A 14,711-nucleotide genomic window follows, 5' to 3' on the forward strand; every position below is an offset into this window, starting at 1 on the left:
GCGGCGGCCCAGAAGAGACCCAGCCCGGCCATGCATGACATCCTGATCAACTGGGCTCCACAGGAGACCCGCGTCGCCCTCATCGAGAACGGCGCCGTGCAGGAGCTGCACATCGAGCGCACGCTGGAGCGCGGTCTGGTGGGCAATATCTACCTGGGCAAGGTCGCGCGCGTGCTGCCTGGCATGCAAAGCGCCTTCATCGACATCGGCCTGGAGCGCGCTGCCTTCCTGCACGTGGCCGACCTGCACACCAGCGGCAGCATCGGCCACGGCCGCGACGCCACACCGCCGGTGCCGATCGAGAAGCAGGTCTTCGAGGGCCAGACGCTGATGGTGCAGGTCATCAAGGACCCGATCGGCACCAAGGGCGCGCGCCTGTCCACGCAGGTCAGCATCGCCGGGCGCATGCTGGTCTTTCTGCCGCAGGACAACCACATCGGCATCTCGCAGAAGATCGGCTCGGCCGAGACCCGCGAGCAACTGCGCACCCGCATGCAGGCCCTGGTGGGCAAGCCGGAAGAGGGCGGTGGCGGCGGCTTTATCCTGCGCACCAATGCCGAGGAGGCCAGCGACCAGGAGCTGGCCGACGACATCGCTTACCTGCGCAAGGCCTGGGCCGACATCCGCCAGCGCGCGCTGGCCCAACCCGCCGGCAGTCTGTTGCACCAGGACCTGAGCCTGGCCGAGCGCGTGCTGCGCGACATGGCCAGCGAGCAGACCCAGACCATCCGCATCGACTCGAAGATGCAGTTCGACCTGCTGCGCGAGTTCGGCCAGGCCTACACGCCCACCGCGGTGGCCAAGCTCGAACACTACCGCGGCGAGCGGCCGATCTTCGACCTCTACGGCATCGAGGAAGAAATCGCCCGCGCGCTGGCGCGCCGGGTGGAGCTGAAGTCGGGCGGCTACCTGATCATCGACCAGACCGAGGCGCTGACCACGGTGGACGTCAACACCGGCGGCTACGTGGGCGCGCGCAACTTCGACGACACGATCTTCAAGACCAACCTCGAGGCGGCGCTGGCGATTGCCCGCCAGCTGCGCCTGCGCAACCTGGGCGGCATCATCATCGTCGACTTCATCGACATGGCCCACGAGGCGCACCAGCAGCAGGTGCTGGCCGAGTTCCGCAAGCAGCTGGCCAAGGACCGCACCAAGACCACGGTCAGCGGCTTCACCCAGCTGGGCCTGGTCGAGATGACGCGCAAGCGCACCCGCGAGAGCCTGGCCCACATGCTGTGCCAGCCCTGTCCCACCTGCGAGGGCAAGGGCCAGGTCAAGACCGCACGCACCGTGTGCTACGACGTGCTGCGCGAGATCCTGCGCGAGGCGCGCCAGTTCGACCCCAAGGAAATCCGCGTGGTCGCCAGCGCCGGCGTGGTCGAGATGCTGCTCGACGAGGAAAGCGCCCACCTGGCCGACCTGTCGGCCTTCATCGGCAAGCCGATCTCGCTGTCGGCCGAGCCGACGATGACGCCGGAGCAGTACGACATCGTGCTGATCTGAGGCGGGTTCTCAGCGGCAGACGAAGCGCGCGCAGCGCCCGGTGTCCCAGTCGGTGCCGCATTGCCATTCGCAGCCTTTGGCGGGTGGTGGCAGGGTGCCCAGGCGGCGCAAGGAATCGGCCAGACGGCCCAGTTCGCGGGCTCGGCTGCGAGCCTCCGCGGTGCGGGGCTGGCCCGGGTTGCCGTCACGCCACCACAGGCGGGGCAGACCGCCGGCGTAGTCGATCACATCGTCCTGCACCACGCTCATCGGCGTGGGCTGATCGGCGGGGATCTCCATGAGGTGGCGGCCGTAGTCCATGCGCCGCTCACGCGCCGAGACCAGGTGGCCGGCGCGCCAGTAGAACTCGGCCAGCACCCGGCCGCGCTCGCCCAGCGCGGTCAGCTCGATCTTGCGCAACTGGCCGCGCTCACGCCAGAGGTTGACGCTGGCGCCCTCGGCCGAATAGCCCTGCAACATGCGCTCATGGCTCTGCCAGCGGCCGCGCTCGGCCTCGAAGCCCCGGGCCAGACCCGAGGGGGACGGGTCGCTCAGGGCCGGGGGTGCTGCCGCGGCCAGCGAGGTGCCCAGCACAAGCAGACTGGCTGACAGCCAGGCGCCGACGTGGCGAAAGGACCGCATGCCGCTCATCGGTTCGTCTCCTCAGATGCCAGCCCGGTGGCCGGGCGGGGCACCAGTATGGCGTCGGCGGCCTGCAGCCAGCGCCACGCCAGATCAACCAGCGGTGTGCGCGCGGTCAGCCGACTGCGCATCAGCCACAGGCCGGGGCGCGGCGCCTCGGGCACCTGGGGCAGGGCCACCAGGCGGCCGCTGGCCAGGGCCTGGCCGGCCAGCAGGGCCGAGACGCAGGCCACACCGTGCTCCAGTGCAGCGGCCTCCAGCAACAGGTTTTCGTCGTGCAAGGTGGCGGCACGCTGCTGGCCCTTGACCGCCTTGGCTGCGGCGCTGGCCAGGCGGCCTGCCCATTCGGGTTCGCTCTCCAGCAGCAGCACCGGCGCCTTGGCCAGCAGGCGCGGCCAGGGCAGGGCGGCCAGGCGCTCGGCGGTGCGCGGGCCGGCCACCGCGATCGAGCGGTCGGTCAGCCAGGGAATGCATTCCACGTCGGTGCGGCGCAGCGGCCGGCGCGAGATCACCAGGTCCACGTCGATGCGGTCGATGTCGGTCAGCTCGCGGTCGGACAGCAGCCACACCTCCAGGCCCGGGTGCAGGGCCCGCAGCTCGCCCAGCCGGGGCAGCAGCCAGCCCTGGGCGATGTCATTGGGGCAGCCGATCAGCAGCGAGGCCTTGCTGCGGTAGGGCTCGATGCGCTCCAGGCCGGCCTGCAGCCGCGCCAGGGTGTCGGCCGCGGTCTGCAGCAGCAGCTCGCCCGCGCCGGTCAGCTTGACCCCGTGCCCCTGGCGCAGGAACAGGCGCTGGCCGACGTGGGCCTCCAGCTTCAGGATGCGCTGGCTCACGGCGGATTGGGTCAGCGCCAGGTCCTCGGCCGCGCGCGAGACGCTGCCATGCCGGGCCGCCGCGACAAAGGCCACCAGACCGGCAAAGGGCAGGTCGGCGCGCGGCAAGGTATCAGGAATATTCATAGCGGATCGAACCCGGCTAATAGACGCCATGGGAGTGTCGGGCCACGATAGCGGCATTGCAACAGTCCATTGAATACCGCTGATGAACCCCGCGACCCCGGTCAATGACCACGCCATCCACCGCCCGGCCGAGCCCGGCGTCGATTTCGAGGCCGCCTATGCTGGCGTGCCCTCGTTCATGCGCCGGCGCTTCACCCGCCAGCTTGACGGCGTGGATGTGGTGGTCTCGGGCGTGCCGCTGGACATTGCCACCACCTACCGCACCGGCGCCCGGCTGGGCCCGCGGGCGATCCGCGCCGCCACGGTGCAACTCAATGAGCGCCTGCACCCCTGGGGCTTCAGCCCCTGCGAGCGCCTGAACGTGATCGACTGGGGCGACTGCGTGCTGGACATGCACCGCCCGCACACCGTGCATGACGCGATCGCCAACCATGCGCGATCGATCCTGGCCAGCGGCGCCAAGATGCTGACGCTGGGCGGCGACCACTACATCACCTACCCGCTGCTGCGCGCCCATGCCGAGCGCCTGGGCCGGCCGTTGGCGCTGGTGCATTTCGACGCGCATTGCGACACCTGGGCCGACGACGAGCCCGATTCGCTCAACCACGGCACGATGTTCTACAAGGCGGTGAAGGAGGGCCTGGTCGATCCGAAGCGCTCGGTGCAGGTGGGCATCCGCACCTGGAACGACGACTTCATGGGCATCGAGATCCTGGGCGCCGACGCCGTGCATGAGCGCGGCCCCGCGGCGATCGCCCAGCGCATCGTCGAGATCGTCGGCGACGCCCCCACCTACCTGACCTTCGACATCGACTGCCTGGACCCGGCCTTCGCGCCCGGCACCGGCACGCCGGTCAGCGGTGGCCTGAGCATGGCGCAGGCGCAGCGCATCCTGCGCGGCCTGCAGCCGCTGGACCTGGCCGGTCTGGACGTGGTGGAGGTGGCGCCCGCCTACGACCACGCCGAGATCACCGCGCTGGCCGCCGCGCATGTGGCTGCGGAGCAGCTGTGTCTGCTGGCGGCCAGGCGCCCTGCCTGAGTCCGCCGCCAGCGGCTCAGGCCACCTCGCGCCCGGTGCTGGCGCTCCACAGCCGGTACCAGTCCTGGCGCGACAGGTCCAGGCGGGTGGCGGCCAGCGCCTCGTCGGCGGCCTCCAGCCGGCGCGAGCCGATCAAGGGCCAGGGCCGCGCCGGGTGGCGCAGCAGCCAGGCCAGCGCCAGCGTGGTGGGCGTGCAGCCCAGGCGCGCGCTGATCTCGCCCAGCACCCAGCGCACGCGGTGGGCGGCGGGGCTGTCCTCGCTGTACAGCCGGCCGCCGGCCAGCGGCGACCAGATCATCGGCCGGCAGCGCAGGCGCTGGGCCTGATCGAAGGTCCCGTCGTCCAGCGCGTCCAGGTGCAGCAAGGAGCACTCGACCTGGTTGGTGGCCAGCGCGATGCGGCTGTGCAGCAGCTCAAACTGCGGCGGCGTGAAGTTCGAGGCGCCAAAGTGCAGCACCTTGCCGTCGCGGCGCAAGCGCTCGAAGCACGCGGCCAGCTCGTCGGCGTCCATCAGGTGGTCGGGGCGGTGGATCAGCAGCAGATCGAGCCGGTCGGTGCGCAGTGCGCGCAGCGACTGCTCGACCGAGGCCGTGACATGCGCCGCGCTGGTGTCGTAGTGCTTGATCGCGTTGCCGGGGCGGGCCGGTGAGACCAGTTGGATGCCGCATTTGCTGACCAGTTGCAGCTGATCGCGCAGGCCCGGGCGCAGCGCCAGCGCCTCGCCGAACAGGCCCTCGACGCTGTAGCCGCCGTAGATGTCGGCGTGGTCGAAGCTGGTGAGGCCACGCTGGGCCAGGCCCTCGATCCAGGCCAGGCGCTGCTGCGGTGTCCAGTCCCAGCTGGCCAGCCGCCAGGCGCCGGCGACGATCGGTGACAGCTGCAGGGCGTCCATCGGCGGGTCCTTCAGGTGCGGAACTGCATCGCATGCAGCTTGGCGTACAGGCCACCATGGGCCAGCAGCTCGGTGTGGCTGCCTTGCTCGACGATGCGGCCAGCCTCCATCGCGACGATGCGGTCGGCGCGCTCAATGGTGGACAGGCGGTGGGCGATGACCAGCGTGGTGCGGCCCTGCATCAGGCGGTCCAGGGCCTGCTGGATCAGGTGCTCGCTCTCGGCATCGAGTGCCGACGTGGCCTCATCGAGGATCAGGATCGGCGCGTCCTTGTACAGGGCCCGGGCGATCGCCAGGCGCTGGCGCTGGCCGCCGCTGAGCGCGCTGCCGTTGTGGCCGATCACCGTGTCCAGGCCCTGCGGCAGGCCCAGCGCAAAGTCCAGCAGGTTGGCGCTGGCCAGTGCGGCGCGCAGGCGGGCCTCGTCGGGCATCTCGCCCAGCGCCACATTGGCGGCCACGCTGTCGTTGAACAGCACCACATCCTGGCTGACAAACGCGAAGTGGCGGCGCATCGAGGTCACGTCCCAGTCGGGCAGCGGCACACCGTCCAGCAGGATGCGGCCCTGCGTGGGCTCAATGAAGCGCGGCAGCAGGTGCGCGACGCTTGACTTGCCGGCACCCGAGGGCCCGACCAGGGCCACGGTCTGGCCGGGCACCAGGTGCAGATCCAGCCGGTCCACGGCAGGGGCCTGGTCGTCGCGGTAGCGCAGCGTCACCTGCTGCAGCTGCAGCTCGCCGCGGCACTGCGCAGGCGCGTGGCTGCCGCCACGCTCGACCGGGAAGGTCTCGACCAGGTCCAGCCCGCGCTCCAGCGCCGCCAGGCCGCGGGTCATCGACGACATCACATCGGTCAGGTGCTTGATCGGCGTAATCAGCATCAGCATCGCGGTGATGAAGGACACGAAGCTGCCCACCGAGGCCTGCGAACTCTGGCTTTGCCACAGCGCCACGGTGATCACCATCGACATCGCGATCGAGGCCAGCACCTGGGTGATCGGCGTGATCGAGGCCCCGGCCGCCACGGTCTTGAGCAGCAGGCGGCGCAGGCGTTGGCTGGCCTGCTCGAAGCGGCCGCCTTGCTGCTCGGCCGCGCCGTGCAGGCGCACCACGCGCCAGGCCAGCACGTTCTCCTCGACCACATAGGCCAGCTCGTCGGTGGCGCCCTGGCCTTCGCGCGCCAGGCGCCGCAGGCGCTTGCTGGACACCCGCATCACCCAGCCCACCGCCGGGATCATCACTGTCACCAGCAGCGTCAGCTTCCAGTTCAGCCACAACAGGTAGCCGAACAGGCCCAGCAGCGTCAGCGAGTCCTTGACCAGGGTGTTGACCGCAATGACCAGCAACTGCGCGCCGCTCTGCACCTCGTAGACCAGGGTGTTGGTCAGGCTGCTGGCGCTGTGGCGGCCGAACAGGTCGGGGGCGGCGCGCAGCAGGTGGCTGAAGGCCGCGCGGCGCAAGGCCAGCACCCCCTGGTTGGCCGACCAGGCCAGCGCATAGTTGGCCACGAAGGTGGAGATGCCACGCACCACGAACAGGCCGACGATCACCAGCGGCACCCACCACAGCGGGATCTGGCCGCCGTGAAAGCCCTGGTCGATCAGCGGGCCCATCAGCCAAGCGGTGAGCGGCTCGGTGGCGGCGGTGAAGACCGAGGCCACCACGGCCACGGCCCAGGCACCGCGCGCGCTGCGGAAGTAGGGGGCCAGCCGGCGGGCGCGGGTGGACAGGCTGTCGGTGGGTCGGTCACTCATCGGTACCGGATTATCGACCGTGCCTGCCTACAATCCCGCCCGATGCCCCGGCCCCCCTGGCCAGGGAACCTTTTTCAGCCGCAATGACTCGACCCTTGGCGATGTGGACACGACGTGAATGGATCGGCGCGGCCGGCGGCCTGGGTGCCGGGCTGCTGGGAGGCTCGGCTGCGGCGCAGTTCCGGGTCGAGATCTCCGGTGTTGGCGCTACCCAGCTGCCGATCGTGCTGGGCCGCTTTCGCGGCGAAGAGGGCGCACCGCAGGCCGTGTCGGCCATCGTGCGCGCGGACCTGGAGCGCAGCGGACGATTCCGCATCGTCGATACGCCCGCGGGTCTCGACGAGCTGAGTACGCCCGCCTACACCGAGCTGCGCAGCCGCGGCGCCGATGCGCTGGTGGCCGGCTCGGTCACCCGGCTGAGTGATGGCCGCTTTGACGCCCGCTACAAGCTGTGGGATGTGGTCAAAGGCCAGGACCAGGGCGGCCAGAGCCTGGCGGTACCGGCGGCCGACCTGCGGCTGGCGGCGCACCGCATCGCTGACGCCATCTACGAAAAGCTCACCGGCGAGAAGGGCGTGTTCTCCACCCGCATCGCCTATGTCACCCGGGGCGGCGGTCGCTACCAGCTGCGCATCACCGATGCCGATGGCGAGGGCGGCCAGGTCGCACTGGCCAGCGCCGAGCCGATCATCTCGCCCTCGTGGTCGCCCGATGGCCGCGAGCTGGCCTACGTCAGCTTCGAGACCCGCAAGGCGGTGGTCTGGGTGCAGGATCTGCAAAGCGGTGCGCGCCGCCAGCTGGCCAATTTCAAGGGCACCAACAGCGCGCCGGCCTGGTCGCCCGATGGGCGCGAACTGGCGGTCACGCTGTCGCGCGAGGGCGGCTCGCAGGTCTTCCTGATCGGGCGCGATGGCGGCTCGCCGCGGCGCATCACGCACAGCTCGGCGATCGACACCGAGGCGGTGTTCTCGCCCGACGGCAAGCAGATCTACTTCGTCAGCGACCGTGGCGGCAGCCCGCAGATCTACCGGCAATCGCTGGGTGGTGGCGGCGCCGAGCGCGTCACCTTCCAGGGCGGCTACAACATCAGCCCGGCGCTCAGCCCCGATGGTCGAACGCTGGCCTATGTCACGCGCCTGGGCGGCAACCAGTTCCGGGTGATGGCGCTGGAGCTGGCGTCGGGCCAGGTCAGCGCGGTGTCTGACACCAGCGACGACGAGCGCCCCACCTTTGCGCCCAACGGCCGCTTCCTCATCTACGCCACCCGCAGCCAGGGCCGCGAGGTGTTGATGACCAGCACCCTGGATGGCAAGATCAGGACGCGCCTGCTGAGCAGCGGTCTGGACATCCGCGAGCCGGTCTGGGGGCCGTTTGGCCGTTGACCGCTTTTCTCAACCCCCCCTCACGAGGAACCCGATGATCCCCTCTGCAACGCCTCGCCGCTCCCGCCATCTGTTGTGGCCCGCCGCACTGACCGTGGCCCTGCTTGCCGGCTGTGCCTCGGGCGTGAAGCTCGACAACGAGGTTCCGGTCGAGTCGCGCAACCCCAACGCCGGTGCCCAGGGCACGCAGGGCGCCGGGGCGGGCGGCACCGCCCAGAGCAACGTGGCCACGGTCGATCTGTCCGCGCAGGACAAGGCCGGGACGGTCGGCCGCGTCGTGTACTTCGATTTCGACAGCTTCGTCGTCAAGGACGAGTACCGCAGCGTCGTTGAAGGCCAGGCCAAGCTGCTGCAGGCCAACCGCCAGCGCCTGGTCCAGATCGAGGGCCACACCGACGAGCGCGGTGGCCGCGAGTACAACCTGGCCCTGGGCCAGAAGCGTGCCGAGGCCGTGCAGCGTGCGCTGGTCCTGCTGGGCGTGGGCGACAAACAGCTCGAGGCCGTGAGCTACGGCGAGGAACGCCCGGCCGACCCCGGCCACGATGAGGCCGCCTGGGCCAAGAACCGCCGCGCCGAAGTGAAGGACCGCTGAGCATGAGGGTGTCTGTCCTGCCGCGCGCGCTGGCGCTGGCGGCCTGTCTGGCCTGCAGCCTGCCGTCGCAGGCCGGCCTGTTCGACGACGACGAGGCGCGCAAGGCCATCCTGGACCTGCGCACCCGCCTGGACGAGACGCGCAGCCAGAACGTCGCGGCCCAGCGCCAGCTGACCGAACAGATCCAGACGCTGCAGCGCAGCCTGCTCGACCTGAACAACCAGAACGAGCAGCTCAAGGCCGAGCTGGCGCGCCTGCGCGGCCAGCTCGAGACCATGCAGCGCGACCTGTCCGACGTGCAGCGCCGGCAAAAGGACATGACGCAGGTGGTGGACGAGCGCATGAAGCGCCTGGAGCCGCAGCAGGTCACCGTCGACGGCAAGGACATCACCGTCGAGCCCGACGAGAAGCGCGCCTACGAGGAGGCCATCGCGGTGCTGCGCTCGGGAGACTTTGAGAAAGCCGCCGGGGCGCTGCAGACCTTCCTGCGCCGCTGGCCGCAATCGGGCTACACCGACAGCGCGCGCTACTGGCTGGGCAATGCCCAGTACGGCCTGCGCGCCTACAAGGACGCGCTGGCCACCTTCCGCCAGTTCCTGGCGGCGGCGCCGGACCACCTGCGGGCCCCCGAAGCCCTGTTGGCGCTGGCCAATTGCCAGGTCGAGCTCAAGGACACCAAGGGCGCGCGCCGCAGCCTGGACGAGTTGGTCAAGCAGTACCCGAAGTCAGAGGCAGCTGTGGCCGCCCGCGAGCGTCTGGCGGTGTTGCGCTGACCTTCGCCCTGACCCGGCACGGGGAGGGGTGGCCCACTAGAATCCCGCCCCACCATGGCCACGCCTGATCCCGCCGCTCTCTCCACCCTTGTGCTCTGGCTGGGGTTCGGCCTGGCTGTGCTGCTGGGCGCCACGCTGCAGCGCAGCCACTTTTGCTCGATGGGCGCGGTGGCCGACATCCTCAGCTTCGGCGACAGCACGCGGGCGCGGGCCTTCGGGCTGGCGCTGGCGGTGGCGATCGCCGGCTTCGGCCTGTTGTCGGCCAGCGGCCAGATCGACCCGGCCGGCAGCTTCTACACACTGCCGACGCTGCAGTGGGGTTCGCATCTGCTTGGCGGCCTGATCTTCGGTGCCGGCATGGTGCTGGGGTCGGGTTGCGGGGCGCGCACGCTGGTGCGCATCGGCGGCGGCAACCTGAAGTCGCTGGTGGTCTTCGTGGTGATGGGCATTGCTGCGCAGGCCACGCTGCGCGGCGTCACCGCGGTGGCGCGCGACCGCAGCGTGGACCGCCTGGTGGTGGCACTGCCCACGCGGCAAGACCTGCCCTCGCTCCTGCAGCTGGGGCCAAGCGCCCAGCTGGCGCTGGCACTGGGGCTGGCCGTGGTGCTGGCTGGGCTGATGCTGTGGCGTTCGCGCTGGAAGGAAGTGCTGCCCGGTGCCCTGGTCGGCCTGCTGCTGGTGGGCCAGTGGTGGGTCAGTGGCCACCTGGGTTACCTGCCCGAGCATCCCGACACGCTGGAACCCGCCTACCTGGCCACCGCCAGCCGGGCGATGGAAGGCTACAACTTTGTCAGTCCGGCGGCCTTCACACTGGACTGGCTGACCTATTTCAGCGACAGCAACCGGGTGCTCACGGTGGGCATCACCATTTCGCTGGGCCTGATGCTGGGCGCCGGCCTGTCGGCCTGGCAGTCGGGGCAGTTCCGATGGGAGAGCTTTCGCAACCCGGCTGACCTGGGTCGCCACCTGCTGGGGGCGGTGATGATGGGCGTGGGTGGCGTGACCGCGCTGGGCTGCAGCTTCGGCCAGGGACTGTCGGGCCTGTCGACGCTGGCGGTGGGCTCGCTGATCAGCACGCTGGCCATCATCGCCGGCGCCTGGGCCATGCTGCGCTGGGAAGCCGCGCGGCTGGAGCGCCTGGCGTGAGCGCTGTCCAGGGCGGGGACGAGGCCGACCTGGAACGCCGATTTGGCGGCCTGCGCCGGCTGTATGGTGACGCGGCCTACCAGCGCCTGCGCGGCCTGCGGCTGGCGGTGGTGGGTCTGGGTGGCGTCGGATCGTGGGCGGTGGAGGCGCTGGGTCGCAGCGGCGTGGCCGGCCTCGTGCTGATCGACCTGGACCATGTGGCCGAGTCCAACATCAACCGCCAGGTGCAGGCCACTGGGCGCACGCTGGGCCAGGCCAAGGGCCAGGCGCTGGCTGAGCGCCTGGCCGACATCCACCCCGCTTGCGCGGTCGACGTGGTCGACGCCTTTGTCGAGCCGGGCAACTGGCCGGCGCTGCTGCCCGGGCCGGTGGACGGCCTGATCGACGCCTGCGACCAGGTGCGCGCCAAGCTGGCGCTGGCCGCCTGGGCGCATGCGGCACAGCGGCCACTGGTCTGCTGCGGCGCGGCCGGCGGCAAGCTGCGGCCGGAGCGGCTGGAAATCGATGACCTGGCCGCGGTCACCCACGATCCGCTGCTGTCCTCACTGCGTCAACGCCTGCGCCGCGAGCATGGCGCGCCGCGCCAGGGCCGCATCGGCCTGCGCTGCGTGTTCTCGCGCGAGCCGGTGGCGCCGCCAGCCAATGCCTGTGACACCGATGGCAGTCTGAACTGCCACGGCTATGGCTCCAGCGTCACGGTCACCGCCAGCATGGGCCTGGCGGCGGCGGCCGAGCTGATACGTTTGTGTTTGTCAGCGGCACGCGCTGATGAAACCGACAAGAAGCGTGCTATAGTCTAGGGCTCTGCCGGGAGGGGTTGTTAGCTCAGTCGGTAGAGCAGCGGACTTTTAATCCGTTGGTCGCAGGTTCGAATCCTGCACAACCCACCACTGCCTGGTGAAATCCGGGCGACCCGAGCGGGCTCTTAGCTCAGTTGGTAGAGCAGCGGACTCTTAATCCGTTGGTCGTAGGTTCGAATCCTACAGGGCCCACCACAATTCAGCGGCTGCTGCTCCGGCAGCCACCGTCAGCGACGACGGGCTCTTAGCTCAGTTGGTAGAGCAGCGGACTCTTAATCCGTTGGTCGTAGGTTCGAATCCTACAGGGCCCACCACCATCACCCCCAGCGCAGCAGCGCCGCGCGATACACCGGCGACGCCGGATGCGAACATCGCGGGGTGAACCCCCACCACCGTCCATCATGGGCCAGCCCCGGCCGCCGTGGCCTGTTGCTGGCCATTGCGGCAGCCCTGGCCGGCTGTGCCACGTCCCGCCGCAGCGCCGCCTGGCAGCCCGACGCGGCCATGCTGGCCGCGCTGCCCGATGAGATGCGGCAGGCCCAGGTGCCGGCGGTGTCGATCGCCGTGCTGGAGGAGGGCGAGCTGGTCTGGCAGCACCAGCAGGGCCTGGCGAATGCGCAGACCGGGCAGGTGCTGGCGCCGCGGGCCCTGTTCGAGGCGGCCTCGCTGACCAAGCCCCTCTTCGCCTGGCTGGTGCTGCGTCTGGCCAGTGAGGGCCAGTTGGTGCTGGATGAGCCGCTGGTGCACACGCTGCGTCCGGCCTGGGTAGACGACCATCACTGGAATGCCCGCATCACCGCGCGCCATGTGCTGAGTCACACCAGCGGCCTGCCCAACTGGCGCCGACAGCCGCTGGAGCAGACCTTGCGCGCGGCGTCGGAGCCGGGAACGCGGCTGAGCTACTCGGGCGAGGCCTTCTTTTGGCTGCAACTGGTGGTCGAGCAGCGCACTGGTCTGGCGCTGCCGAGACTGGCCCAGCGCCTGCTGTTCCAGCCCGCCGGCATGCAGGACAGCGATCTGGCCTGGAGCGACGACGTGGCGCGTCGCGCCGTGTGGGGCCATGCCGCGCCCCGCGCGGCTTGCCTGGTCCCGCTGCCTCGCCAGATGATGCGCGAGGCCTGGTTGCAAGCCATGCCGCTGGCCACCGCCTGGGGTCGGCCGCTGGCGGATTGGCGCTGGGACGATGCCCAGCGCGCCTTCAACGCGCTCGGCAGCGCCGTGCCCTCGGCCGCCGTGGCCTGGCCGGGCGATCTGATGAGCAACGCCGCTGCCAGCCTGCGCTGCACCGCGGCCGACTACGCGCGCTTTCTTCGCGTGCTGATGCCCGCAGCGGCCGGACCGCGCCTGGCGCCCGCCTGGCAGCGGCTCTTCACCGAGCCGCAGTTCGAGACCCGCCCGCCCTGGAGCGCCAAGACCCTGGGCTGGAACCTGGAGCGCACCGCGGCCGGGCCGCTGCTCTACCACGCCGGCAACAACGCCGAGCAGTTCCGCGCCTTCGCGCTGGCCGATCCGGCCCGCGGGCGCGCGCTGGTGGTGCTGACCAACGGCGGCGGCGGTGATGGGGTCTTCCGGGCCGTGATCAGCGCCGCCACCGGGCTCAGGCTGCGCGCTTTCGACCCCTGAGCTCACCCGCAGTCAGGCCGTCCAAGGCCTCCTTGAGCATGGCCGCGGCCACGTCGCGGTCAGCCTGGCCTCGCCGGGACGCGGGCTCTTGCCCACCTCCCGGGTGTCGTCGGTCATGGGGGTTCTCTCCTTCGATGAAGCTGCTGCCGCCGCCATCAGCAGGGGCGTCAGCAGCAGCGCTCGCCGCCGCTGCAGGGGCGTTGCCACTCAGGCCACCTGCTTGGACAGCACCTGCAGCGTGGCGCCCAGCGCGGCGCGGGGATCGATGGGTACGAAGGGGTTGTCCTTCAGACGCGAGAGGATGGGGTCGGTGTCCAGCTGCGACAGCATGCGCTGGATGCTTTGCGCCGCCTGGCGATGCAGGCGGATGCGTTCGGCCTCTTCGGCGGCGGCGCCGGCCTGGCTGAGGATCGCTTCGAGCTGATCATCGAGGCGCAGTGCGACATCGTCCAGGCGGCCGATGCGTGCATTGATCTCGCCCAGCAGCGGGCTGGCAGCGAACTCGCTGAGGATGGCCTCGCGCAGCTTCTTCAGGTCGTCGCTGACGCGGGTGCGGGTGACGCTCCAGGCTTGCGCGCAGCGGGCGTAGTCGGCCTTCTTGGGCACGTCCGAGGGCGTGGGGGTGGGCGCGTTCTTGTCGCTGCCCTGGCCCAGCAGCTTGGCCAGCACCTCCAGCGCCTGCAGGCCGGCGCCGAACTGGCCACCATCGGCCTTGCCCTTGGCGAAGTTGAGCAACTCGCGCAGCTTGGCCGCCGCCGGGTGGGCGCCGTCCAGCGCCTGCTGCAGCGGCCTGGCCAGCGCTTTCAAGCGCGCTTCGTAGCGGGTTCTCTGCGGGTCTTCGCTGCGCTGCGCCTCGGACGCGGTGTCGGACGGCTCCCCTTCGGGCGCCGGCAGGTCCTGCTCGTCCGCCAGGTCCTCTTCCAGCACCTGGCCCTCGGCGTCCCACAGCACGACCTTGGCCACGCGGAAGCCGCAGGCCTTGATCGGTGCGCGGACCTTCTTGACCACGCCGCCCATGGCTTTGTCGATCTGCAGCACCAGCGTGGTGCCATCCAGCCAGGCCAGGCCAAAGGTGCCGACCTTGCTGTCGAGCGCATCGCTCAGCTTGGCGAACAACTTGCGGCCGGCCACCTTGGGACTGAGCGTGAAGCCCGACTCGGTCTTGCTGGCCACGAACGCGAACTGGGCGCGCCGCTGCGGGTTGCGCTTGAGCGTCTGGAACTGCGACCGCAGGCGCTTGGGATCGAGCAACACCGCGGCGGCGGCGTTCTCCTCGTCATCCTCGGATTCACCGTTGCCGGCGTCCTTGGCGGCCTGGGTGGCCTTGGCCGCGTCGGCCACGGCCTTGTCGTAGTCCTTGCGCTGGCTGCCGATCGACTTGTCCAGGTGGCCCAACCAGGTGGTCAGTGCCTTGTCGCCCTTGGCCGACTTGCCCAGCAGGTCAGCCTGCTTCTGTACCTCATCGAGCGCCTTGAGCCCGTCCTGCGGCCCCGATTTGTCGGCCTTCTCGAAGGCGGCCAGGGCCTTGGCCATCGGATCCGCCTTCCAGGCCGTGCCCTTGCTGGCGCTCTTCCACTCCTTCTCGCTGAGGTACTTGTCAGCCATGGGGTGATCCTCCTGATGTTCT

The 14,711-nt window shown here is 70.3% G+C and carries 13 protein-coding genes and 3 tRNA genes; 11 read left to right on the top strand and 5 right to left on the bottom strand.

Features of this window, described 5'->3' with window-relative positions; all coding sequences use genetic code 11:
* The first annotated feature begins 30 nt into the window (after positions 1-30).
* Complete coding sequence (gene rng, locus KAK06_RS11620) at positions 31-1,506, top strand: ribonuclease G (protein WP_210802280.1); 1,476 nt, start codon at positions 31-33, stop codon at positions 1,504-1,506.
* Between the two features lie 9 nt (positions 1,507-1,515).
* On the opposite strand, the gene KAK06_RS11625 is transcribed toward rng, so the two are convergent.
* Together KAK06_RS11625 and KAK06_RS11630 are read right to left on the bottom strand one after the other, a co-directional pair.
* Positions 1,516-2,136 (bottom strand): hypothetical protein, encoded by a 621-nt coding sequence (locus tag KAK06_RS11625; protein ID WP_210802281.1) that lies wholly within the window; start codon positions 2,134-2,136, stop codon positions 1,516-1,518.
* Positions 2,133-3,086 (bottom strand): LysR family transcriptional regulator, encoded by a 954-nt coding sequence (locus KAK06_RS11630; protein WP_210802282.1) that lies wholly within the window; start codon positions 3,084-3,086, stop codon positions 2,133-2,135. Before KAK06_RS11630 ends, KAK06_RS11625 begins: the two co-directional genes overlap by 4 nt.
* 82 nt (positions 3,087-3,168) lie before the next feature.
* Between KAK06_RS11630 and speB the strand changes: the two genes are divergently transcribed.
* Positions 3,169-4,125 (top strand): agmatinase, encoded by a 957-nt coding sequence (speB, locus tag KAK06_RS11635; RefSeq protein ID WP_210802283.1) that lies wholly within the window; start codon positions 3,169-3,171, stop codon positions 4,123-4,125.
* 16 nt (positions 4,126-4,141) lie between these two features.
* On the opposite strand, the gene KAK06_RS11640 is transcribed toward speB, so the two are convergent.
* Both KAK06_RS11640 and msbA read right to left on the bottom strand, forming a co-directional pair.
* Positions 4,142-5,017, bottom strand: a complete 876-nt coding sequence (locus tag KAK06_RS11640) for an aldo/keto reductase (RefSeq protein WP_210802284.1) — start codon at positions 5,015-5,017, stop codon at positions 4,142-4,144.
* A gap of 11 nt (positions 5,018-5,028) precedes the next feature.
* Positions 5,029-6,768, bottom strand: a complete 1,740-nt coding sequence (msbA, locus tag KAK06_RS11645) for a lipid A export permease/ATP-binding protein MsbA (RefSeq protein ID WP_210802285.1) — start codon at positions 6,766-6,768, stop codon at positions 5,029-5,031.
* 101 nt (positions 6,769-6,869) lie between these two features.
* Between msbA and tolB the strand changes: the two genes are divergently transcribed.
* The 9 genes from tolB (at position 6,870) to KAK06_RS11690 (ending at position 13,084) form a co-directional block, all read left to right on the top strand.
* Positions 6,870-8,150: a Tol-Pal system beta propeller repeat protein TolB gene (gene tolB, locus KAK06_RS11650; RefSeq protein ID WP_210802286.1), complete on the top strand. Its 1,281-nt coding sequence runs from the start codon at positions 6,870-6,872 to the stop codon at positions 8,148-8,150.
* A 34-nt stretch (positions 8,151-8,184) separates the two neighbouring features.
* Positions 8,185-8,742, top strand: a complete 558-nt coding sequence (gene pal, locus KAK06_RS11655; protein WP_210802287.1) for a peptidoglycan-associated lipoprotein Pal — start codon at positions 8,185-8,187, stop codon at positions 8,740-8,742.
* A 2-nt stretch (positions 8,743-8,744) separates the two neighbouring features.
* Positions 8,745-9,515, top strand: coding sequence for a tol-pal system protein YbgF (gene ybgF / locus KAK06_RS11660; RefSeq protein ID WP_210802288.1), 771 nt, complete (start codon positions 8,745-8,747; stop codon positions 9,513-9,515).
* A gap of 54 nt (positions 9,516-9,569) precedes the next feature.
* A complete protein-coding gene (locus tag KAK06_RS11665) occupies positions 9,570-10,661 on the top strand; it encodes a YeeE/YedE family protein (RefSeq protein WP_210802289.1) in 1,092 nt (363 codons plus the stop codon).
* Positions 10,658-11,461, top strand: coding sequence for a tRNA threonylcarbamoyladenosine dehydratase (locus tag KAK06_RS11670; RefSeq protein ID WP_210802290.1), 804 nt, complete (start codon positions 10,658-10,660; stop codon positions 11,459-11,461). The genes KAK06_RS11665 and KAK06_RS11670 overlap by 4 nt, the downstream gene beginning before the upstream one ends.
* Before the next feature lie 14 nt (positions 11,462-11,475).
* Positions 11,476-11,551, top strand: a tRNA-Lys gene (locus tag KAK06_RS11675).
* A 29-nt stretch (positions 11,552-11,580) separates the two neighbouring features.
* A tRNA-Lys gene (locus KAK06_RS11680) sits at positions 11,581-11,656 on the top strand.
* 43 nt (positions 11,657-11,699) lie between these two features.
* Positions 11,700-11,775, top strand: a tRNA-Lys gene (locus KAK06_RS11685).
* Between the two features lie 64 nt (positions 11,776-11,839).
* Positions 11,840-13,084: a serine hydrolase domain-containing protein gene (locus KAK06_RS11690; RefSeq protein WP_210802291.1), complete on the top strand. Its 1,245-nt coding sequence runs from the start codon at positions 11,840-11,842 to the stop codon at positions 13,082-13,084.
* A 207-nt stretch (positions 13,085-13,291) separates the two neighbouring features.
* Here KAK06_RS11690 and KAK06_RS11695 read toward each other — a convergent pair whose 3' ends face one another.
* On the bottom strand, positions 13,292-14,689 hold the full coding sequence (locus tag KAK06_RS11695; RefSeq protein WP_210802292.1) for a hypothetical protein: 1,398 nt from the start codon (positions 14,687-14,689) through the stop codon (positions 13,292-13,294).
* Positions 14,690-14,711 lie beyond the last annotated feature (22 nt).

Origin of the sequence: Ideonella aquatica, assembly GCF_018069755.1 — a bacterium.
Taxonomy (GTDB): Bacteria; Pseudomonadota; Gammaproteobacteria; order Burkholderiales; family Burkholderiaceae_C; genus Ideonella; species Ideonella aquatica.

Bases quoted from the DNA above. Each gene is read 5' to 3' on its own strand.
- ybgF (WP_210802288.1), top strand. From the start codon at position 8,745: ATGAGGGTGTCTGTCCTGCCGCGCGCGCTGGCGCTGGCGGCCTGTCTG.
- KAK06_RS11630 (WP_210802282.1), bottom strand. From the start codon at position 3,086: ATGAATATTCCTGATACCTTGCCGCGCGCCGACCTGCCCTTTGCCGGT.
- pal (WP_210802287.1), top strand. From the start codon at position 8,185: ATGATCCCCTCTGCAACGCCTCGCCGCTCCCGCCATCTGTTGTGGCCC.
- msbA (WP_210802285.1), bottom strand. From the start codon at position 6,768: ATGAGTGACCGACCCACCGACAGCCTGTCCACCCGCGCCCGCCGGCTG.
- tolB (WP_210802286.1), top strand. From the start codon at position 6,870: ATGTGGACACGACGTGAATGGATCGGCGCGGCCGGCGGCCTGGGTGCC.
- KAK06_RS11665 (WP_210802289.1), top strand. From the start codon at position 9,570: ATGGCCACGCCTGATCCCGCCGCTCTCTCCACCCTTGTGCTCTGGCTG.
- KAK06_RS11695 (WP_210802292.1), bottom strand. From the start codon at position 14,689: ATGGCTGACAAGTACCTCAGCGAGAAGGAGTGGAAGAGCGCCAGCAAG.
- rng (WP_210802280.1), top strand. From the start codon at position 31: ATGCATGACATCCTGATCAACTGGGCTCCACAGGAGACCCGCGTCGCC.
- KAK06_RS11640 (WP_210802284.1), bottom strand. From the start codon at position 5,017: ATGGACGCCCTGCAGCTGTCACCGATCGTCGCCGGCGCCTGGCGGCTG.
- KAK06_RS11625 (WP_210802281.1), bottom strand. From the start codon at position 2,136: ATGAGCGGCATGCGGTCCTTTCGCCACGTCGGCGCCTGGCTGTCAGCC.
- speB (WP_210802283.1), top strand. From the start codon at position 3,169: ATGAACCCCGCGACCCCGGTCAATGACCACGCCATCCACCGCCCGGCC.